The 20,802-nt window shown below is 59.1% G+C and carries 20 protein-coding genes; 10 read left to right on the top strand and 10 right to left on the bottom strand.

Annotation, left to right across the window (positions count from 1 at the left end; all coding sequences use genetic code 11):
• The first annotated feature begins 696 nt into the window (after nucleotides 1-696).
• The 3 genes from JAO82_RS08945 to JAO82_RS08935 are packed head-to-tail and all read left to right on the top strand — an operon-like array spanning nucleotide 697 to nucleotide 3,264.
• Complete coding sequence (locus tag JAO82_RS08945) at nucleotides 697-2,268, top strand: NAD(P)/FAD-dependent oxidoreductase (RefSeq protein WP_232897312.1); 1,572 nt, start codon at nucleotides 697-699, stop codon at nucleotides 2,266-2,268.
• A gap of 4 nt (nucleotides 2,269-2,272) precedes the next feature.
• Complete coding sequence (locus tag JAO82_RS08940; protein WP_198686039.1) at nucleotides 2,273-2,761, top strand: c-type cytochrome; 489 nt, start codon at nucleotides 2,273-2,275, stop codon at nucleotides 2,759-2,761.
• Nucleotides 2,758-3,264: a RidA family protein gene (locus JAO82_RS08935; protein ID WP_198686038.1), complete on the top strand. Its 507-nt coding sequence runs from the start codon at nucleotides 2,758-2,760 to the stop codon at nucleotides 3,262-3,264. Before JAO82_RS08940 ends, JAO82_RS08935 begins: the two co-directional genes overlap by 4 nt.
• 255 nt (nucleotides 3,265-3,519) lie before the next feature.
• Here JAO82_RS08935 and JAO82_RS08930 read toward each other — a convergent pair whose 3' ends face one another.
• The gene (locus JAO82_RS08930; RefSeq protein WP_198686037.1) at nucleotides 3,520-3,795 is read right to left on the bottom strand and encodes a hypothetical protein; all 276 of its coding nucleotides are present in this window, start codon (nucleotides 3,793-3,795) and stop codon (nucleotides 3,520-3,522) included.
• 415 nt (nucleotides 3,796-4,210) lie between these two features.
• Between JAO82_RS08930 and JAO82_RS08925 the strand changes: the two genes are divergently transcribed.
• Nucleotides 4,211-4,639 carry a VOC family protein gene (locus JAO82_RS08925; RefSeq protein WP_198686036.1) on the top strand — a complete coding sequence of 143 codons (429 nt, stop codon included), beginning with the start codon at nucleotides 4,211-4,213 and terminating at the stop codon, nucleotides 4,637-4,639.
• A gap of 106 nt (nucleotides 4,640-4,745) precedes the next feature.
• On the opposite strand, the gene JAO82_RS08920 is transcribed toward JAO82_RS08925, so the two are convergent.
• The 4 genes from JAO82_RS08920 to JAO82_RS08905 all read right to left on the bottom strand — a co-directional run bounded on the left by JAO82_RS08920 (nucleotide 4,746) and on the right by JAO82_RS08905 (nucleotide 9,298).
• Nucleotides 4,746-6,059: a peptidoglycan-binding domain-containing protein gene (locus tag JAO82_RS08920; protein ID WP_198686035.1), complete on the bottom strand. Its 1,314-nt coding sequence runs from the start codon at nucleotides 6,057-6,059 to the stop codon at nucleotides 4,746-4,748.
• Between the two features lie 350 nt (nucleotides 6,060-6,409).
• Nucleotides 6,410-8,197, bottom strand: a complete 1,788-nt coding sequence (locus tag JAO82_RS08915) for a DUF4153 domain-containing protein (RefSeq protein WP_198686034.1) — start codon at nucleotides 8,195-8,197, stop codon at nucleotides 6,410-6,412.
• A 117-nt stretch (nucleotides 8,198-8,314) separates the two neighbouring features.
• Nucleotides 8,315-8,998: an HAD family hydrolase gene (locus JAO82_RS08910; protein WP_198686033.1), complete on the bottom strand. Its 684-nt coding sequence runs from the start codon at nucleotides 8,996-8,998 to the stop codon at nucleotides 8,315-8,317.
• 15 nt (nucleotides 8,999-9,013) lie between these two features.
• Complete coding sequence (locus tag JAO82_RS08905) at nucleotides 9,014-9,298, bottom strand: DUF3572 domain-containing protein (protein ID WP_198686032.1); 285 nt, start codon at nucleotides 9,296-9,298, stop codon at nucleotides 9,014-9,016.
• A gap of 69 nt (nucleotides 9,299-9,367) precedes the next feature.
• Between JAO82_RS08905 and JAO82_RS08900 the strand changes: the two genes are divergently transcribed.
• Entirely contained in the window at nucleotides 9,368-10,801 is a 1,434-nt protein-coding gene (locus JAO82_RS08900; protein WP_232897311.1) for a diguanylate cyclase domain-containing protein, read from the top strand.
• Nucleotides 10,802-11,261: 460 nt separating this feature from the next.
• On the opposite strand, the gene JAO82_RS08895 is transcribed toward JAO82_RS08900, so the two are convergent.
• Complete coding sequence (locus JAO82_RS08895; protein WP_198686031.1) at nucleotides 11,262-11,762, bottom strand: EF-hand domain-containing protein; 501 nt, start codon at nucleotides 11,760-11,762, stop codon at nucleotides 11,262-11,264.
• A 195-nt stretch (nucleotides 11,763-11,957) separates the two neighbouring features.
• Here JAO82_RS08895 and JAO82_RS08890 point away from each other — a divergent pair, with 195 nt between their 5' ends.
• On the top strand, nucleotides 11,958-12,365 hold the full coding sequence (locus tag JAO82_RS08890; RefSeq protein ID WP_198686030.1) for a DUF983 domain-containing protein: 408 nt from the start codon (nucleotides 11,958-11,960) through the stop codon (nucleotides 12,363-12,365).
• Between the two features lie 27 nt (nucleotides 12,366-12,392).
• Nucleotides 12,393-13,094: an NUDIX hydrolase gene (locus tag JAO82_RS08885; RefSeq protein WP_198686029.1), complete on the top strand. Its 702-nt coding sequence runs from the start codon at nucleotides 12,393-12,395 to the stop codon at nucleotides 13,092-13,094.
• A gap of 52 nt (nucleotides 13,095-13,146) precedes the next feature.
• Here the strand turns inward: JAO82_RS08885 and JAO82_RS08880 are convergent, their stop codons facing one another.
• Nucleotides 13,147-14,616 (bottom strand): carnitine 3-dehydrogenase, encoded by a 1,470-nt coding sequence (locus tag JAO82_RS08880; RefSeq protein ID WP_198686028.1) that lies wholly within the window; start codon nucleotides 14,614-14,616, stop codon nucleotides 13,147-13,149.
• Nucleotides 14,617-14,772: 156 nt separating this feature from the next.
• Nucleotides 14,773-15,690 carry a BKACE family enzyme gene (locus JAO82_RS08875; protein WP_198686027.1) on the bottom strand — a complete coding sequence of 306 codons (918 nt, stop codon included), beginning with the start codon at nucleotides 15,688-15,690 and terminating at the stop codon, nucleotides 14,773-14,775.
• Between the two features lie 192 nt (nucleotides 15,691-15,882).
• On the opposite strand from JAO82_RS08875, the gene JAO82_RS08870 reads away from it, so the two are divergent.
• Both JAO82_RS08870 and metG read left to right on the top strand, forming a co-directional pair.
• Entirely contained in the window at nucleotides 15,883-17,109 is a 1,227-nt protein-coding gene (locus JAO82_RS08870; RefSeq protein WP_198686026.1) for an MFS transporter, read from the top strand.
• 69 nt (nucleotides 17,110-17,178) lie between these two features.
• Nucleotides 17,179-18,897, top strand: a complete 1,719-nt coding sequence (gene metG / locus JAO82_RS08865; protein ID WP_198686025.1) for a methionine--tRNA ligase — start codon at nucleotides 17,179-17,181, stop codon at nucleotides 18,895-18,897.
• Between the two features lie 31 nt (nucleotides 18,898-18,928).
• Here the strand turns inward: metG and JAO82_RS08860 are convergent, their stop codons facing one another.
• Together JAO82_RS08860 and JAO82_RS08855 are read right to left on the bottom strand one after the other, a co-directional pair.
• A complete protein-coding gene (locus JAO82_RS08860) occupies nucleotides 18,929-19,291 on the bottom strand; it encodes a hotdog family protein (protein ID WP_198686024.1) in 363 nt (120 codons plus the stop codon).
• The gene (locus JAO82_RS08855; protein WP_198686023.1) at nucleotides 19,285-19,644 is read right to left on the bottom strand and encodes a MaoC family dehydratase; all 360 of its coding nucleotides are present in this window, start codon (nucleotides 19,642-19,644) and stop codon (nucleotides 19,285-19,287) included. Before JAO82_RS08855 ends, JAO82_RS08860 begins: the two co-directional genes overlap by 7 nt.
• Before the next feature lie 718 nt (nucleotides 19,645-20,362).
• Between JAO82_RS08855 and JAO82_RS08850 the strand changes: the two genes are divergently transcribed.
• Entirely contained in the window at nucleotides 20,363-20,782 is a 420-nt protein-coding gene (locus tag JAO82_RS08850; RefSeq protein WP_198686022.1) for a DUF2852 domain-containing protein, read from the top strand.
• The last annotated feature ends 20 nt before the right edge of the window (nucleotides 20,783-20,802 follow it).

The raw sequence follows: 20,802 nt of genomic DNA, 5'->3' as shown, positions 1-20,802 counted from the left end.
CCGATACGCTCGGGTCTGATTGCAGCGATGTGTATGCATTATATTTGTCAGGTCCTGGACCTTCGTTGCCGCAACAAACCTAAGACGATGAGTAAGATCAGGTCGGTTGCAAACTTGAACGGAGACCCCATTGGTTTGGAGTGAACTCACCCGCTGCCAACGTGACCGGGTCGACAAACTCGAAAATGAATTCACTGACGCTGAGTATAAATTAGAGGGAATTGCGTTTAAGTGGATTTACTTACGCGCCTGTCGGCTTGAGCCGGTAGATTTCGCACGACGCGATTGCGCGGGGTGCTTAATCTTCGCTGCGCGCCGGAGGCGGAGTTCTTTGCGAAGGCGCTCACTCTCCTTAGCAACACCCGCATGCGGACCCGATTTTAGATCATCGTCCTGATGATTTTGAACCAATTTATTAAGCGTTTACAGCCTAATATCCAGATCAAACGCACGCTGCAGGCGCACCGCGCCACGTGGTAATGATCCATACACTATCACGGCGAAACACTTGCTGTATCTCGCCCCCTATTCCTCTCTCCTTCATAGCAAAGATTGCAAAAAAATACCGGAACAAAATCGTGACAAGATCATTTTGTGTTTATACTAAGGCGGTGCTCGGTTCCGGCTCTGGCGCAATTGCGGCTTCGTCGAGATCGGTGCCGTACCTAAGTATTTTCGCAGATCGGGAGCCTCCTAATGACTGAAATCACACGTCGCAATCTGTTGGGCATGATCGGGACTGTCGCCGGCAGCACTGCCATGTACCACGCAATGACATCAATGGGTTACGCCGCGCCTTCGGATTACAGCGGGCCTATCAAGCTTGATGGCGATCCCAAGGGTGCCAAAGTGCTGATCCTCGGCGCTGGTTTGGCAGGTCTAACCGCTGCCTATGAGATGCGCGCCGCGGGTTACAATGTCGAGGTACTGGAATACCGCGAAAAGGCCGGGGGGCGTTGCTGGACCCTGCGCTCGGGCGACAGTTACACCGAGCTCGGCGGAGCAACCCAGAACGTTGATTTCGCCGAAGGCAATTACATCAATCCCGGCCCTTGGCGCATTCCGTTCAACCATCATGCGCTGCTTGATTATTGCCGTCGCCTCAAAGTGCCGATGGAGCCGTTCGTCCAGATCAACTACAACAGCTATCTGCACCGTACCGACGCCTTTGGCGGCAAGCCGCAACGTCTGCGCGACATCAAGACCGACTATCGCGGGCATATTTCCGAGTTGCTGGCGAAGGCCGTCGATCAGGGCAAGCTTGACGAAGCGGTGACAGCCGAAGACCGAGAGGTTCTCATCGAGAGCCTGCGCAGTTTCGGCGTGCTCAACAACCAGAACGAATATGTCAAAAGCCTTGAGACCAGCGAATATCGCGGCTTTGAGAAGCAGCCTGGCGGTGGCGTAGGGGCCGCGCCCGTGGCTTCCGATCTGCTTGACCCGCAAGAGGTTCTGCAGTCGCGGCTCTGGGCCTATATGGCCACCCACGAAACCATCGACCACCAGGCACCGATGTTCCAGCCGGTCGGTGGCATGGACCAAATTGCCGTCGGGTTCGAGCGCGAGGTCGGGGATCTGATCACCTATAACGCCAAGGTGGTGGCACTGAAACAGGATGAGAACGGCGTTACCGTCACCTGGGAGGATACTGCGGGTGGCGGACAGCAGACAAGCACTGCGGATTACTGCGTCTGTACCATCCCCTTCTCGATCCTCAGCCAGATCGACCATAACCTTTCGGGCGGTCTCGCAAATGCCATCAGCTCGATGCCCTATAACGGGTCGACCAAATGGGGTCTGGAGTTCAAGCGCCGTTTCTGGGAGCAGGACGATCAGATCTTTGGCGGCATCAGCTATACCGATCTGGCCATCGGCCAGATCAGCTACCCCTCGACCGGCTATTTCTCTGATGGTCCCGGCGTTCTGCTCGGCGGCTATACTTGGCGCGGGCCGAATTCCTACAAGTTTAACGCCATGCAGCCAGAAGAGCGGCTGGAGTGGGCACTTAAAATGGGCGAGAAGATCCACCCGCAATACCGCGAGGAGTTCAAGACCGGCGTCAGTGTGGTCTGGCACAAGGTGCCTTGGGTGCTCGGCTGTTCAGGGATCTGGGAGAATCGCGACAATTACGAGGATGCCATCAAGATCGACAACCGCGTGGTCTGCGCCGGAGAGCATCTCTCCTATCTGCCGGCCTGGCAGGAAGGTGCCATCCTCTCCTCGCTCGACGCGATCTCGCGTCTCCATGACAAAATCATCAACGGGTGAAGCCATGAAAAACACGTTTATCACAACCCTCATCCTCGGCGCCTTCGCCGCCCTGCCCTTACAGGCGCAAAGCACGGATCAGGGTGCCGAGAAAGAAATCAAACCAGAAGAGGCCATGATCACTGAAATGGCTGACGAGGGGGCAGACTGGAACGATGAATATACCAGCACCGATGGCGAGGAACTCTACCAGACGCTCTGTGCTGGGTGCCATATGTCGGACGGGTCGGGTGCCGAGGGGGGCGGTCACTATCCGGCGCTGAGCGGGAACCCGAATCTCGAGTTTTCGGGCTACGCGACCCATGTCATCGTCAACGGCCAGGCCGGGATGCCCAGCCTCGGACATTTCCTCGATGACGAGCAGGTGGTCGCGATCACCGATTACATCCAGACCAATCTTGGCAATGATTATGAACCCGACGGTACGGTCGAGGCGGTGGCCGATGTCAGGCCAGACGATCCGGCAGACCAGAATGCGGAGGAACACGAATGATCCGAAAATCACTCGCGCCATTTGTTACTGCGCTGACCCTTTCCGCCAGCGGCGCTCTCGCGCAGGGTTCGGAGGTGGTGCGCCATCCGCTGCCCGATTCGGATTTTCCAATCCTGCAGGCGGTCGAGGTTCCGGCGGATGCGACGCTGGTTTATCTCAGCGGCACCGTGCCGGAAGTGGCTGACGAGACTGCTTCCGAAGGCTCGCCCGAGCGCTTCGGCGACACCGCCACCCAAACCGCCAGCGTGCTTGCATCGATCGAGCAGAAGCTGGCGGCCCTCGATCTGACGATGGGCGACGTGATCAAGATGCAAGTCTATCTGGTCGCGCCCGAGGGCAGCGCAGGGATGGACTTCAAGGGTTTCATGGAGGGATATACCCAGTATTTTGGCACTGAGGAACAGCCCGAATTGCCGACCCGCTCGGTCTTTGCGGTGGCCGGTCTTGCCAATCCGGCCTGGTTGGTCGAGATCGAAGTTGTCGCAGTCCGCTCGGCTTCGTGACACGGCCCTGAAACATCAAAGGTACTGCATGAAAGCCCTCTGGTGATCCGGGGGGCTTACGTGTCTGAACCCACGGTTTGGTGATTGCGCCACGATCCCGTTGACGGAGAGGGCAAGCCTATATGGCCAGGAGGGGCCGTGCGGCTGTCAGCGCCGCAATACCGCAATGTTTCAAGCGTTACCCCACTCACTGCCCGGCAGTCGTTTGCAATCCGTTTCCATAGAACCCCGGATTGAACCCGTAATGTGCACCAGTTAACCACCAATATGGGTCTCGGCAGCTCTTTTGGTTAAGCTCTTGCGCACATGGCCTTTCAGTTTACGTGAAAAGTTCTGAATCCAATCGTTACGCTTATAGGAACTGGTTTTTTCGTCAGCGATTTTATTAACTTTTTTCAGAGCACGTTTAATGCTTGCTGGATCGGTCGCATCGAAATCTAATTTCGCCAGCTCAAAATTCATTGCTCCAACGAACTTCGACATTTCTTCGGTTTTCTGTTTTATATTTCTCAATCCTTTTACGTTATTCATGTTTACTCCTGCAAAACTTTCAAAAGACTTACGACAATCAATTTGACTACCGGTGAGTCTAGCTGTGCCTACATTTTTCAGGCTGAGTGAGAGGGTTGTTTTGTGACCGTACCGGACCTCGGAAGCATTAACCTCCGACCTGCCGTGCGGTATGGCCGCACAACTAATATGAGTGCAGTTGCAAGAATTTCAACCCCCAGCAGAGCCAGCTGCGGCCAAAGCGAACCGTTGCGGGGATACCGGAGGCTGATCTGCCTTAGCCGGCTGCTGATCGGGGAAATCGGTGCGGGCCTCAGGGTTGCATGAGAGCATTTGCCGTCATAGCTGCTATATTGAGAAAGTCACCATCAAAGCACATTCGCTGGCCGGGGCAGGCTCCCGCGCTAGGATCAACGCCAGAAAAGGAGGATTTCCTATGAGTCTGAGATATCTTCACACCATGGTTCGGGTCAAGGATCTGGACGCTTCCATGCGGTTTTACGAACTGTTGGGACTGAAGGAAACCCGCCGGATGGATAACGAGGAAGGCCGGTTTTCCCTGATTTTTATGGCCCCGCCGGGGCAGGAAGAGTGCCCGGTTGAACTGACCTATAACTGGGATGGAGATGACGGCCTACCCAGCGACAGCCGGCATTTCGGCCATCTGGCCTATGGAGTCGACGACATCTATGCGCTCTGCCAGCATCTCATGGATAAAGGTGTGACCATCAACCGCCCGCCGCGCGATGGACATATGGCTTTTGTGCGCAGCCCGGATAATATCTCGGTAGAACTGTTACAGAACGGCGACCCGCTGGAACCTGCAGAACCCTGGGCCAGCATGGAGAACACCGGGCACTGGTGAGCGCAGCGACTTTTACGCAGATTGCCTTGCGCGCCGCTTTCGCCAACCATTAACGGAGTGCCGCCCGGAGCCTGACAGTTTCCGGGCGGCACCCAGAGGGCCGTTTTTACTTTGTGGTCATGAACACCGGCAGCGCGGTGGCCCCATCGCCGGCGGTGTCATTACCAGTTGCCGCTGCCAACACCGCAATACGCTCAGACGATTGCCCCATCGCCATGACGCCGCCTTCGTTCAGCGCCTTGAGCGCCTGTGTCATCCAGCTGGTGGCCTGTCGCTCCGATGCTTTCGCGGTCCCAAATCCGCCCCGCAGATGATGGCTGACGGCTTCGGCATAGCCCAACTGCCCGACCGACGACAGCAGCACCGCCGAGGCAAGCGCCATTTTTGCATCATCATTGCGATAGCCGACACCCAGACACACCTTGCCGGTCGCGATCAACTGATCTGCCGGTTGCCCCGAGTCGCGCAGGAATTCAGATGTCTCGCTTATGACCGCGTCCGGCGATTTGTTTTCCAACCCCCAGACATGGGAATTCATCGACTCGGTAAGACCATCGCATTGGCTTTTGATCTGCGTGTCTGTCAAGTCAGGGATTGTCGCCGTGATCTGCTTGCTTTCGACAATCGCATGGGCGCGCGCAAGGCAGAATTGTTCGCCCAGTGCAAACTCGGCATCCGACACCGACGCCGCCAAGGTGATACCGCCATTGGACGCCGTTAGGACGTTGACCTCATTACAGTGGTCGCTTACCGAGCGCGCCGTTTGCGAAAAGTTAAACTGTGGCAGCCCGGCTTCGGTCACCGCCGCTTCGGGAACCTGTGCCGCCTCAACCTCGACATCGGGAACCTGCGAGGGAACCGCCGCAGGTGCAACGGCCATAAGCGGGCCGGATGTCGGTGGGGGTGTCGTGGCGATGCCAAGTTGCTCGTTGCGATAGGTCCGCAGCAACCCGCGCTGGCCCTGGCTGGCCAAGATCGCGTTATATGGGGCAACATGAGCGCTCGCCAGCGCACGCTGATAACTGTTGATCAGAAAGTCCCGTTCGTAATCATCTAGATAGCCATCGGTATGATAGCCCATATCGCCCTGATACCGCGCCACGCCGGCCCGCGTGTTGCGCCCGATAGCCCCATCCACCGCTCCTACGTTATATCCGAAATAATTCAGCGCTGTCTGAACTTGACGGTTCTGGGCACGCTGGGCCGAAGACACATATGAGCGTGTTCGCGAACGCTGAGCCGCCCGCGCCGAACTTGCCGCGCGCTGGCGCTGCTTGTTCTTGTGAACCTCGTTCACGATGATCCCGCCAAGCAGCATACCGCCAAGCGCGGCACCAGCATCGCCCGCCTGCACACGCTCAACCGGAATGAAAATCAGGCTTGCTGATATCAGCGCCAGCCCCAGTTTTTTCACGCACATTTCACACCCTCCCGCCCAACAAACAATCATACATACCAACAAACAACGATTAGGTTCTTTCCGACCTGTCCGGCCAGAAAGCGCATGTCTGAAAAATCAGTGGTTTAACGACGTATAAAATCAAAATAATGCCGTTTTGTCAAGATTATCGTCTTGACGCTTTGAATCGCGCCTACTTCAAGTCGGGACGATTGGTTTAATTAAACCTTTGCACTGACTGTGAATACCCGCGATAAGCGAAATCGTATAAGTTCAAAATGCCTGATGCTATTGGCGCATCATCGCGATGATGAGGCAGGCCATGCGCGGAACGGGGCCACTCAGCTCACAGCCCAGCTCCGTGTTGGCATTCAGTACCCCGGCGCCAGTACGGCTCCGTCCAGAAATAGTGCATTTCCACCGGTGGGGCGGATCGTGAAATCGCCCGAAAGAGCTGCGGTCAGCGCAGAATGATCCAGTATAGGCCATGCCTCCCGATGCAAATCGTGCAACACACGAAATGTTGCGGTTTCCGCCTCGCTCAGAACGACAAAATCGGCCTGAACAGCTCCAGCAGCGTCCAGATACAGTACGATCCCCTGCCCGTCTTCGGGTTGTGACGGAAGGAATGCGCCGCGCACCATTACGCAGGCCGCCTGCCCGTCTGGCAATTTGCGGGCGCAGCCTTCCAGCCATTGCGCCATCCGCCAAGGCGAAAGATCCAAAAGAAGATCCGGGTCCAGCCGGTCCTTGCCGGGGCGCACCGCCAGCAGACGCGCGAGCTTGGCTGCGCTCTCGGGTGCCGCGCGGTTTAGGATCGCCTGCTCGAACTGGAAGGGGGTGGCCTGCCGGCGCAGGGTTTTGATCCTCGCGATCAGTTCATCGTGCTCAGGATGGGCGTCAAACGCCTCCAGACGGCGCAGCCCCGCCTGCCCCGCGCGCCCCCAGTCATGCTCTAGTTGCCAAAGTGAGAGTTGGTCCAGATGGGCATCCCCCTGCTGGAAACGGGCGACCTGACTGTTTGTCGAAAGTCGGTAAACATCCAGCACAGGCGTCATCCACAGCGCCGCAATCGCAACTACCGCCAAGGCCATGATCACATTGACCGACCGGATACGACCCGCCCACCCCCAGCGTCCTATAACCGCTGCGCCATATCCGACGCCATAGGCCAGCAGGAACCATGCCACACATACGGCCAGCGCGCGGTGGGGCGTCCAGCCATATTGACGCACCCGCAATAGTACGGCCCAGACTGCCAAAGCCGCCAGTAGAGGCACCAGCAACGCCAACGCCCGCGTCGCGGCGCGCAGCCCGCGATGCTGGACCGCCGCCGCGTCGTCGCGCTCCAGCGCTGCGCTGACCAGAGTTATCGCCAGTATCGCAGTGGCTATCAGTGTTCCGGCAGATGAGAACTCGCCAAAGAGGTAGGACAATCCGCGCAGCGGCAAGGCAGTGAGAAACAGCGCGACCACCACCAGCATGATCGGCACCAGCAGCCGCAAGAGCCGCAGGCCAAGATGCGGCGAAACAATCGCGCGTAGTTCATGCATAACCGCCAGCCCAAGGCCAAGCACCCACCCCGAGACAGCGAACCGCACCGCAACGCTGCTGGTCCAGCGCTCGACCAAAGTGATGTCAACAAGCCGGAGCAGCGACGTCGACAGAAACACGATCAGCCAGAACACCCCGACGAAGACCAGCGCCAATCCATAGCGCAGCACCATGGTCCAAGCGGTATCGAACAAGAGCGCGTATTTCGCCCAGCGCTTACGGTCCTGCAACGCAACGGCAAGAAACGGCGTGGCAAACAGCAGCAGCACACCGACGACTGCCAGCATCACGGAATCGTCAAGAATTTCCAGCGGATTTCCGTAGCGCAGCCCCGCCAGACCAACAAGTCCGGTCAGCGGCACCGAAAGCAGCAAAGCCCCGGCCAGTGCACGGGTGACCGATAACGGCCCCGCCAGCGCCAGCGCGACCAAAGACTGTACCGCAGTGAAGGTGAAAAGTGCCAGATAAAGCATTGGGGCGCCCGAAGAATAGCGCCAATTGTCGCCCAGCGCCCATAACGCTAGCGCCGCCACTGCCCCCAGTACCGCGAGGGTAAGACGCCGCGCCACAACCCCCAGCCAGGTTTCAACTTCACCGTCGATCATTCCGCGCCCATTGCCTTGCCTCCAAGTGCTTTACACTCTGCACAGGTGCGCCTGCCACACGCGCAGGACAGCACGCACCCGCGCCAATCATCAACCACATGTTTCGAACCAGTGGGATTACAACCAATCCGGAAGGTAGCCGATATCAGGCAACACTACGTCGGCATGAGGTGCCAGATCAGGCTCGCGGGCCAAACCGGTCAGCACACCGACGGTTTTCATCCCCGCCGCTCGGCCAGCCAGAAGGTCATGAGTGCTGTCCCCAACCATCACCACCCGCTCGGGTGCCAGATCAAGCAGGCGCGCGAAAGCCAACAACTGCCCCGGTTGCGGCTTAGCCCCATAACCACTGTCGAACCCGGCGACGAAATCGAACCGCTCTAACACGCCGGCACCGGCCAGATGCGCCCGCGCCGGGGCCTCGGCATCATTGGTCGCCACGCCCAAACCCAAGCCGCGCGCACGAAGGTCATCCAAGAGACCCGCCAGCGGCACCGCCTGCTTTTGCGGGGCCAATTCCGCCTCTTCGTTTATCCGGTCCAAAAGATCACTTGGCGCGATTTCGGGCAGGTTTGGGGCCAGTGCGGCAACAATCTCAGCCGGCGTTCCTGCGATGACGACACTGTCGGGGCGAAATGTCGCGGTTGTCATGTCGAACCCGATACGGAGCCCGATCCGCGACGCACGGGCGGGGTCGTTGCCAGTGACACGTAGCAGAAAGGCACGCGCCCAAGATTCCCACGTGGCCCCGAATTCGAATAGCGTACCGTCTTTGTCGAACAGAATTGCAGCGACGGGCATCAGTGCTCCTTTCATTCAGGTCCAGTTGATTTGGGCACCGCCCGGAAGCGCGGCACGCGCCTGCATAACCCGCTCGTACGAAATTCTCTGAGTGTCGCAAAACCGCATGACCCAGGCATCGTCCAGCATTAGGAAATCCAGGACCGATCCGAGAAACTCAGGATCTTGCGCGCGGGTGCGTAGATCGTCCTCGTCCGCCCCCGATGAGTTCAGAAATACGCCCAGAAGATCCTCGTCAGCGACCAGCCAAGCAAGCACCTGTAAGGCAAAGGTTTCAGCGGCATCAGCAGAAAATTGCATATCGGGGTCACGGGTCCAAAATTGGAAAGGCTTTGTTAACCTGTCTCATAAAGACTTTGCACAAGGTTAATGCAAGTGATGAAAGGTCGGGCTGTGCAGGGGACCATCCTGATTATCGACGGGGCAGTGACGAACCGGATCATGCTGAAAGTCCAGCTTTCGTCAGCCTACTACCATGTCGTGCAAGCCGACCGGCTGGATGGTGCCCTAACACTGGCGCGACGCACCCGTCCTGATCTGATCGTCACCGCCATGTCCTTGCCCGACGGCAATGCCTGCACCGTGAAGCGGTTACTGGCCAGCGATCCTCTGCTCGCAGACGTTCCGGTCATCGCTCTAACCGGGCAAAATGACCGTTCTGCCAGGCTAAAGGCGCTCGAAGCAGGACTCGATGACGTGCTTAGCCACCCGCTTGACGACCTGCTGTTGCAGGCGCGCATACGCAGCCTGGTTCGCGCCCGTAAAAGCGCCGCGGAATTGCGCGTCAATGATGGAATGGCCTTGGGCAACAGGCCGGGTTTTGGCGACGCACCGGCGCCGTTCCTCCCGCCTGCCCCAGAAGCGGCAATCGCGCTTGTAACGCGGAGCGACACCACCGCCACGTCTTGGCGTGTACGATTGCGACCTTTATTGCACCATCCCCTGACCATACAACGGATGGGCGACGTTCATGCGATGATGAGCTCGCCTGCCCCCGATGCCATTATTATCGAGCTGACCGGTGCGAATAAGGAAAGCGGCCTGCGCCTGCTCACCGATCTGCGGGCGCGCGCAGCGACCTGTCACATTTCAATCATCGCAGTGATTGGAGACAACGATGCGCAGCTTGCTGCTGACGCGCTCGACCGGGGCGCCCATGACGTGATGCTAATGGGATTTTGCGCCGAGGAACTGGCACTGCGCCTGACCGCGCAGCTGCACCACAAGGCCAGTGCCAAACGGTTGCGGGAATCGGTGCGCAACGGGTTGCGCGCTGCGGTGCGCGATCCGCTGACCGGTTTATACAACCGCCGTTATGCCCTGCCCCGTCTTGGCGCCATCGCACGCGAAGCAGCGACCAACCGCACAACTTTTGCATTGATGCTGGCGGATCTCGATCATTTCAAAACTATCAACGATCGCTTCGGGCATCCGGCAGGCGATGCGGTCCTGATCGACGCCGCTCAGCGCCTGAAAAGCTGCCTGCATACGGACGATCTGGTTGCCCGTATCGGCGGTGAAGAGTTTCTGATTATTCTACCCGACACGAGTCCGATCACAGTCAACCAGACAGCCGCTGCGCTATGCGAGGAAATCAAAGGCCGCACCTATGCTGCGCCAGGAATCGATTTCCCGATTGCAATGACCATAAGCATTGGCGCGGTAATCTGCGGTCCCGATGGCAGGACACAAAATTGCAGCCGCGATGATACCGGCGACCTGATCGAACAGGCCGACCGCGCCCTTTATGTCGCCAAGAATGCCGGAAGAAACCGGATATCACTGTTCAAGCCGGCGGCCTGAATGCATGTGAAACGATTGCGGCTTTCAGTCTGCGCGCAGCTTGGCATCCGTGCCGCGTCATCCATCGCCGTGACCTGCTCCAGCCAGAGTTGGCACACCGCACGTTGCCAAACGTTTCGGCGTGCCGCCTCGGCAGACAGCGCCTCCGAAAGCGCTTCGATATCGAGGGGTTTTGTCCGTAGCGCCGCAATGACCGCATCCTGATTGCTCCGCCCCGGATTCCGCAGATCCGGATAACGGGTCTTCAGCTCTTTTCAAAAGGCGCGACGCTCATCGGGTGGCAAGGCCCGGTAAAGCGCGGCACCTCCTGAATGACGCGCGCCCCACACCTCATCCGCGTTGCCATGACGCAGGGCTGCGCACGTCGCCCGGCGCGAACGGACGTTGCAACAACGCATCGCCATCCAACCTTTCCTTCACAAGCAGCAGCCCGCCTCAAGAAAACGCCCGCCCAGCACAATCAGTTCTGGCCTGACTGGTCTGCCTTATGCTGCTTTTTGATCTGATCCATCTTGCCGTTCCTGTCGCTGTGGCCTTTCCTAAGTTGGGCTGCGTCGAACTCTTCTCTTGTGATCACACCATCACCGTCACGGTCCAGCCGGTCAAACATGCGCCCTCCACCATCACGCGACCATGGCAGTTCATCAGCGCTAAGGGCGCCATCGCCATCCTTGTCGAAGCGTTCTACTATGGCCGCAGCGCGCGCTTTTGCCTGAGCCATAGCAACAGATTCGACTTCTTCGAGTGTCAGCTTGCCATCGCCATCGCTGTCCATATTGCTGAACCTCTCGTTGCGACGCTGCGCGATCTCTTCCCTGGAGATCTGGAGATCGCCATCAATGTCGAGATGCTCGAATTTCATTCCTTTGCCGTTTGGTGCTTTATCCTGCGCCCAGACCCCGCCCGCGCCATAAGCGGCTGCAACCACAACCAGTCCCGTCAGTGATGTCATGCGTTTCATTCTGTCTCATCCTTTGTCATGAGCATCGCCAGTGTCTTATCGATGATCCTGATAGTGAAACGCACCGATCCGGTATTTCCGTCGCCAAAACTGGAATTATTTATCCGGTTTTTGCGACATCCAGCCGCAAGGCGAAAAAACCCCTTTTCGCATGCATATTTAATCGCCATCATATGTGCAAAGGAAACGCGAAATATGACCCAAACGCTCCGAAGCTCCACGCCGCCAGATCCGACCCCCGAACGCCTGCTATGGCCTGCGCTTGCCAAAGGATGGCGACGTAAATGCCCTCAATGCGGCAACGGTCCGCTGCTCAGCGGATATCTGCGCGTGATTCCGACCTGCACAGTCTGCCGCGAAGAATTGCACCATCACCGTGCCGATGACGGGCCGGCCTATCTGACCATCCTGATCGTTGCGCATATTCTGACGCCCGGTCTGTTCATTGTCTTCACCACTTGGCGACCCGACCCGCTGACCCTGTTCACAATCTTTGCGGTTGGCGCCACCGCGCTGTCACTTTACCTTCTGCCAAGGCTGAAAGGGGCAATTGTCGGGTTCCAGTGGGCGCGCCACATGCACGGGTTCGCAGACCAGCCCTGAGCCTGGCCAAGCAGCAAAGGGGCTGAGATGAACATCGACAAAACCGCCGTGCGCAATGCCGCGACGGTGATCGCGCTACGTGATCGCGACAGCAACCCGGCGATCCTGATGGGACAGCGCGGCGCAAAAGCGGCCTTCATGCCCAACAAGTTCGTCTTCCCCGGTGGAGCGGTCGACCAGGAGGACACCGAAGTGCCCCTTGCGACCTCACTTTCCGAGCTTTGTCGGGACCGGCTGGGCGCGCAATGCGACACCAATCTGCAGCACGCCCTCGCCGCCGCCGCAATCCGCGAGCTGTGGGAGGAAACCGGACTCGTGCTCGGCAGGCCCGGCACTTGGCAAGGTGATGTGCCGCCCGATTGGCGCAGTTTCGCAGAAACCGGTCACGTTCCGACCGCTGACGGATTGCAATTCGTGTTCCGCGCATTGACCCCGCCGGGACGGCCCCGCCGGTTCGATGCGCGGTTCTTTCTGGTCGATGCGGCGCATCTAAGCAGCGATCTGGATGATTTCAGCCATGCGAGTGACGAGCTGTCCCATCTGCAATGGATCGAACTTGACCGTGTCCGTGATTTCGACCTGCCGTTCATCACCGAGGTGGTGCTGGCCGAGGTTGCGGCACGTGTCACCGACCCCGCACCTCCCCCAAGCGTGCCGTTTTTTCGGAACGATGACGAAGACAGCCTGTTCCTGCGCCTTTATGGGCGACCGAAGCCCGCGGGCCGCTGAGCGCTGGACCGGGGCGCTGCCCCGGACCCCGGAATATTTGCCAGCAAGAAGATCAACGTGGATCACCAATGGCCCGCCCGGCACCCTTGGGTCGCGGCAGAGCGGCTTGTGCACGCGCGATCCGGTCCAATGCCATGGCCACCTGCAGCCCCGGCGCGCTGGGACGGCGGGTTTCCAGATCCACGTGCAGCAGAAAATGCTCGCCCGTGGCCAGAAGGCGGTCGCCCTCATACATCGAGTGAAACAGATGCAGTTTCTTGCCCTCGCCCAGCAGCAATTGGGTACGCACGGTAATGTGCGCGCCCGCCTTGGCTTCGTCCAGATGGCAAATATGCGTTTCAACGGTGAAATAACTGCCCCCGGCGGCAATATAATCTGCGTCGCAGCCGAGCAGCTCCATAAACCGGTCGGTGGCGCTGGTGAACGCGTCCAAATAGCGGCTTTCGGTCATGTGCCCGTTATAATCGGTCCAATCCAACGGCACCGCACGCGACAAGGTGAGGATCGGCTGGCCGGGGTCGGGCAGATCTGCCACGCGTTTCTCTAGGACCGTGCCGGCGCGCAGCTGCGCATCATGGGCGTGCAGCAAAGCCCCAGCCCCCCAATTCTGCTGTTTCAAGGCGCGCATCATCCCGACCAAGTTCGCATCGCGAATGCGCTCCAGTTCGCGGATCGAATGGGCGCCGGATTGCGCGTCGGATTGCCCCGCGATCAGATCAACCAGATCTTCGGTAAATTCGGGCACGTCGGTCAGCTTGCACCAGGGCAGTTGCAGGGTTGGGCCAAACTGCGCCATGAAATGCTTCATCCCGGCCTCGCCGCCGGCGATGCGGTAGGTTTCGAACAGCCCCATCTGCGCCCAACGGATACCAAAACCATAGCGGATCGCGTTGTCGATCTCTTCGGTGGTGGCGATGCCGTCCTTGACCAGCCATAGCGCCTCGCGCCAGACCACCTCCAGCAGGCGGTCGGCGATATGGGCCTCTATCTCGCGTTTAACATGTAACGGGAACATGCCCAATTCACGGAGAATCTGACAGGCTCGCGCGATCACATCCAGCGAGGTCGCCGCGCTGCCGACCAATTCCACCAGCGGCAAAAGGTATACCGGGTTGAACGGGTGGGTGACGAGGATTTGCTCGGGGCGCACCGCGCCCTGTTGCAATTCGCTGGGTTTGAACCCCGAGGTCGAGGAGCCGATGACCGCACGGGGATCGCAGGCGGCCTGCAACGCGGCAAACACCTTATGCTTCACGTCCAGACGTTCGGGCACGCTTTCCTGAATCCAGTCCGCCCCCTGCACGGCCTCCTTGATCGTGTCGTGATAGCTCAGTCGTCCCTCTTCGGGTAACGGCACATCGCTCAGACCCGGCAGCGAGCGGCGGGCATTATCCAGAACCTCGCCAATCTTGCGCTGCGCTTGTGGGTCCGGATCAAAGATCCGCACATCCCAGCCATTCAGCAGAAACCGCGCGGCCCAACCGCCGCCGATCACACCGCCGCCGATGATTGCTGCTTTCATTGCGCGCTCTCCTGTTCCGGTTATTTTATCCCGCCCGGTCTGCGCAGGACTTTCCATAGCATTCTGGCATTTGGCTTGCCGGAATTATTTTCTCGCTCGTCCGGCCTAGCCCCGTCAGACCACCGCGATCACTGTGCTTAGGCCGGTGTGAACGCCTCACTGAATTGCCGGGGCGCGTTTGGTCAAATTCAACCGGCTGCGCACTTCATCCGGGCCAATCACGCGCGCCCCCATGTTCTCGATGATTGTGCCGGCGCGTTCGACCAGTTGCCAGTTCTCGGCTAGAACGCCCTTTTCCAGCCAAAGGTTATCTTCCAGCCCGACCCGTACATTGCCCCCGGCCAGCACTGCCGCGGCGACATAGGCCATTTGGTTGCGCCCGATTGCGAAGGCCGAAAATGTCCAGCCGCTGGGCACATTGTTAACCATCGCCATGAAGGTGTTGAGATCATCGGGTGCGCCCCATGGCACCCCCATGCATAATTGCACCAGCGCGGGTTCCTCCAGAACGCCGTCGGCGACGAGCTGTTTAGCGTACCACAAATGCCCGGTATCAAAAGCTTCGATTTCGGGCTTGACGCCCATTTCGGTCATCATCTGCCCCATCGCCTGCAACATGCCGGGGGTATTTGTCATGACGTAATCAGCTTCGGCAAAGTTCATCGTACCGCAATCGAGCGTGCAGATCTCGGGCCGGCAGTCGGCAACATGGGCCACCCGTTCACTGGCGCCGATCATATCGGTATCCCCGTCATTCAGCGGCAAGGGCTGCTCGGTCGGGCCAAATACCATGTCCCCCCCCATACCGGCGGTCAGGTTGAGCACGACGTCGGTATCGGACTCGCGAATGCGCTCGGTCACCTCGCGATAGAGATCAGGATCGCGGCTCGGCGCTCCGGTATCGGGGTCGCGCACATGGCAATGCACCACCGCCGCACCCGCCTTGGCAGCGGCGATTGCGCTCTCGGCGATTTGTTCGGGGCTGCGCGGGACATTTGGGCTGCGGTCTTGCGTGGCACCCGAACCGGTGACGGCACAGGTGATGAAAACCTCTTTGTTCATGTTCAGCGGCATGTTCCGGCCCTCCTTGAAGTTCAACTCTCAGCATGGCCCGGCTTGAAACGAAAAACTATACGCCTTGTGCAAGAATTTTTCGCAATCACCGGCTCGGAATCCGAGCATCCCAGCGCCGAGGCGCAGCCGTTCCAAACCGATTGCAGATGAATTCACTTGATCCAGTACAATCCATCAGCATGGTGGCATATCATGCACCTTCTGTTGACTTTTATCCCCCTGTTTCTAGCGGTTACCCTGTTGCAGTTGTCCACCGGCGGGGTTGGACCGCTGGATGCGCTGTCAGGACTGGCGCTGGACTTTACCACCGGTCAGATCGGGCTGTTGGGTTCGGCGCATTTCGTCGGCTTCTTTTTCGGCAGCTGGTGGGCACCGCGCCTGATGGGCAATATCGGCCATATCCGCGCCTTTGCCGCCTTTACCGTTGCCGGCACGGTGGGGTTGCTGGCGCATATGCTGCTGATCGACGCCTATGCGTGGGCAATCATGCGGGTGATGACCGGGCTGTGCGTTGCTGGCTGCTATACCGTGATCGAAGCATGGCTCCACGCCCGGCTAACCAACAACGTCCGGGGCCGCGCCATGGGGGGCTATCGCCTTGTGGATATGACCGGATCGCTTTTGGCGCAGGCGATGATCGCGATCTTGGAACCCGCCAGTTACGTCTCGTACAATATACTGGCGATCCTATGCTGCGCAGCGCTATTGCCGCTGACTCTGACCACACATCAACAACCCGATACGCCGCCGTCACCCCGGCTGCGCCCAATATTGGCATTCAGATTGTCGCCCCTCGCGGCTGTCGGGGTGGTCGCTGCTGCGGTCTCATCAGCAGCGTTTCGCATGATCGGGCCCGTCTATGGGCAGGAGGTGGGTCTGAGCACCGATCAGATCGCCTGGTTTCTTTCGGCCTTCGTGCTGGGCGGCGCATTGGCGCAATATCCGGTGGGTCGGCTTGCCGACCGGTTCGACCGTCGCTGGGTCCTGACCTGGCTGTCGCTATCTGCCATCGCTGCCTCAATTCTGACCGCCAGCACCAATACGATGGGCGCCTCCGCCGTAATGTGGAGCGCGCTGATCTTTGGCGCGACGACCTTCCCGATCTATTCGGTCTCAGCCGCCCACGCCCATGATTTCGCCGATGACAGCCAGCGCGTCGAACTGTCGGCGGCCTTGATGTTCTTTTATGCGATGGGCGCAATGGTCGCGCCTTGGCTTGCCTCGGTGTTGATTGCGCAGCGCGGGCCGGGCGCAATGTTTGCGATGATTGCGCTGGTGCATCTGGGACTGATCATCTTTGGCCTGATCCGCATGCGGGTCCGGCCAACCCTGGAAGAGCGCACACCCTATCTTTATGTACCGCGCACCTCATTCCTTATTGGCCGCCTGCTACGCCGCCACCGCGACGACAACCGATAACGGGGGGTGACGCCCTGTGACACCTGCGCTAAGGACGCCAGAGAGACTAAGGACAAGGGCGGCAGGCGCATGGCACGTATTCTGATCACATCGGCACTTCCCTATATCAATGGGATCAAACATCTGGGCAATCTGGTCGGCAGCCAGTTGCCCGCCGATTTATTCGCCCGATACATGCGCGGACGCGGCCACGAAGTGCTGTTTCTCTGCGCCACGGACGAACATGGTACCCCGGCCGAGCTGGCCGCCGCCAAAGCCGGGCAGCCGGTCGCGGAATACTGCGCCGATATGCACAAGGTACAGGAAGATATTGCGCGCCGCTTCCACCTGTCCTTTGACCATTTCGGCCGCTCTTCCAGCCCCCAGAACCACCGCCTGACCCAACACCTTGCCGGCAAACTGGCCGAGAACGGCTTGATCCGCGAAGTGAGCGAGGAACAGGTTTATTCCAACGCTGATGGTCGTTTTCTGCCCGACCGCTATATTGAGGGCACCTGCCCTAATTGCGGCTATGACAAGGCGCGTGGCGACCAGTGCGAGAACTGCACCAAGCAATTGGACCCGGTCGATCTGATCGACCCGCACAGCGCGATTTCGGGCAGCACCGACCTTGAAGTACGCGAAACCAAACATCTGTTCCTGCGCCAATCTGCGCTGAAGGACGAGCTTGATAAATGGATCGATTCCAAGGCTGACTGGCCGATCCTGACCACCTCGATCGCCAAGAAATGGTTGCATGACGGCGACGGTTTGCAGGATCGCGGCATCACCCGCGATCTGGATTGGGGCATTAAGGTCAAGCGCGGCGCCGAAGACTGGCCCGGCATGGAAGGCAAAGTATTCTATGTCTGGTTCGACGCCCCCATCGAATATATCGCCTGCGCCGCCGAATGGGCCGAAGCGCAGGGCCTAGACGATAGCGCATGGGAACGCTGGTGGCGCACCGACAAGGGCGCCGATGAGGTGCGTTACGTCCAGTTCATGGGCAAGGACAACGTGCCGTTTCACACGCTCAGCTTTCCGGCCACGCTGCTGGGCTCGGGCGAGCCGTGGAAGATGGTCGATCACCTGAAATCCTTCAACTACCTGAATTTCGAGGGTGGCCAGTTCTCGACCAGTCAGGGGCGCGGCGTATTCCAAGATCAGGCGCTGGAAATCCTGCCTGCCGATTACTGGCGCTGGTGGCTGCTCAGCCATGCCCCCGAAAGCAATGATTCCGAATTCACATGGGAAAATTTTCAGCTCTCGGTGAACAAGGATCTAGCCGATGTGCTGGGCAATTTCGTTTCCCGTGTCACCAAGTTCTGCCGCAGCAAATTCGGCGAGGCGGTGCCTGAGGGCAGCGCTTTTGGCGACGCAGAAACCACGCTGATTGAAAGTCTTACCAGCCGTATCCGCGCCTATGAACAGCATATGCAGGATATGGAAGTGCGCAAATCCGCAGCCGAACTCCGCGCAATCTGGGTGGCGGGCAACGAATATCTGCAATCCGCTGCGCCTTGGGCCGCGTTCAAGGACGAGCCGGAAAAGGCGGCAATGCAAGTGCGGCTGGGGCTGAACCTGATCCGGCTTTATGCTGTGCTAAGCGCACCCTTCATCCCCGATGCCAGCGCGCGCATGCTGGCGGCGATGCAAACCAAGGATGCCGGTTGGCCTGATGATGTGGCCGACGCGCTGGAGACCCTGCAACCCGGGCACGATTTCGAGGTTCCTGAGGTCCTGTTCGCCAAGATCACGGATGCCCAGCGCGAAGACTGGCAGGAACGGTTTTCCGGTCAGCGCACCTGATCCAGCGTTTTGCTATCGCAGCCGCAAGGGACTACGAAAACTTCGCCGTCGGGGCCTTGACCAGAGCGCGGCCCTGACAGATCAGCCGCCCGTCCCCACCCAAGCAGACCGCCTGCAGATCGACCAGCCGCTTGTCGCTGCGTAGGCGGGTGATCGCGACGCGGGCCGTGAGCGTTTCACCGGGACGTGCCGGCGCGATAAAATCCAGACCCTGCTTGAGATACTGCGTCCCCGGCCCCGGCAATTGCATACCCAGAAGCTGGGAAAACAGCGCCGCTATCAGCGGTTCGGGTACATGCACACCTGCCTGCGCGCCGCTGAGGCGTTCAAAATCACGCATGTCCGCGACATCAAAGACACGGCGGATTTCGGCGCTTTGACCCAAGCTCAGCATATGACCTCCGCGACGCCCAGAAACACCGCCACCCCGTCGGCGACCCGTACCGCGCCCAAGGTGGTCTCACCCGGCACATCGCCAGCGACGCGCAGGTCCAGCGGCTCTCCTGCAAAAGCAGGGTTGGGAAAGATGATCGACTGGTGCAGATGCCGCAAGGTTGGTTTTTTCCCCTGCAACATCGCCCAAAGCCTGGCATAAATTAGCATGCCATGCGCCGCCGTAAGCCCGAACCCGCCTTGCGCCGAGAACAGCGGATCGACATGAATTGGGTTATTGTCGCCTGACAACTCCGCGAAGCGATCAAATTCGGCCTGAACCGGGATCCATCGCGCCCTCAGGTCCAGTTTCATGGCAGCAACTCCGGCAGTGGTCTCCGAACCGTATCCTGTGTCGGGCTGGTTCGGTCATGACTCTATCAAGGCTGTTTCCTAGCTGTCATTCTAACACAAAAAACCGGCGCGAAGGCCGGAGATTACACGCGGCCTCTTGCGAACTCTTGTAAACAGTGCGGCGACAGCGCCTTTACAAAACGGACCCAGCGCACCGAACTTTCGTCCGGCCCAGCCGCAGCCGCCGGTGGAATAGGGAAGCATTCGGGTCCAAATTTGAGCCAGTGCCAGCCGCTCCTGCGCCGCCACTCCATCACCGGTATCATAGGTGCAAAACAGCGGCGTGCCGCCGATCAGCCGCTTGCGCCAGATCACCCAACCGTTGCACCTCTACCCGCGATCCCATCGCGGTTTGCACCTGCCAGTCGGTATCGGTCAGCGCAGTCGTGCCAATGGCATTGGCCGGGCCGTTTCCTTACCATGGCCCAGGCATCGCCCCCAATTTATCGGCGCGAATCCGGGAAGTTATGACAGACCTTGTCGATGAGGTCACCGGCTCTCAGATTATAACCGCAGATGTTTTCCATCTGCCGCCACATAGTAAAGCCCTGTTAACGCCAGACATTCAAAGAAAATGTAAAGCCCGTTCACATTTTTTATTGCAATCCAAGGGGACAATTCCAATCTGGAGTATGTGAACGACATTCACATCAGCACACGCAAACCGGAGACACCGATAATGACATCCCTGACGCAAAACGCCCCCAACTGGCTGCCCGGCTGGTTTTCTCGGGCTGAACGCTGGATGGATAGCAAGGGCAAAGGCGCCTGGATCGCGGCGATGATCCTCGGCTTTATCCTGTTCTGGCCCCTCGGGCTGGCGATTCTGGCCTATTTGATCTGGAGTAAACGCATGTTCAACTCGTCCTGCAACCGCCGCCATTCGCGCCGCCACGGTGCGCCATTGACGCAAAGCACCGGCAACAGCGCCTTTGACGCCTATCGCGAGGAAACCCTGCGCCGTCTGGAAGAAGAACAGCACAGCTTTGAGGCCTTCTTGGAGCGACTGCGCGAAGCCAAGGACAAGGCCGAGTTCGATCAGTTCATGGACGAACGCGCCCGCACCGCCGCGCAAGACACCGGCGACGCCAGCACCTGAGCGCCTTCCCGCCCCGCGCC

This window comes from Pontibaca salina (assembly GCF_016307205.1).
GTDB classification, from domain to species: domain Bacteria; phylum Pseudomonadota; class Alphaproteobacteria; order Rhodobacterales; family Rhodobacteraceae; genus Pontibaca; species Pontibaca salina.
Note: the sequence above shows the minus strand (reverse complement) of the source record. Positions and strands in the feature narration are given on the sequence as shown.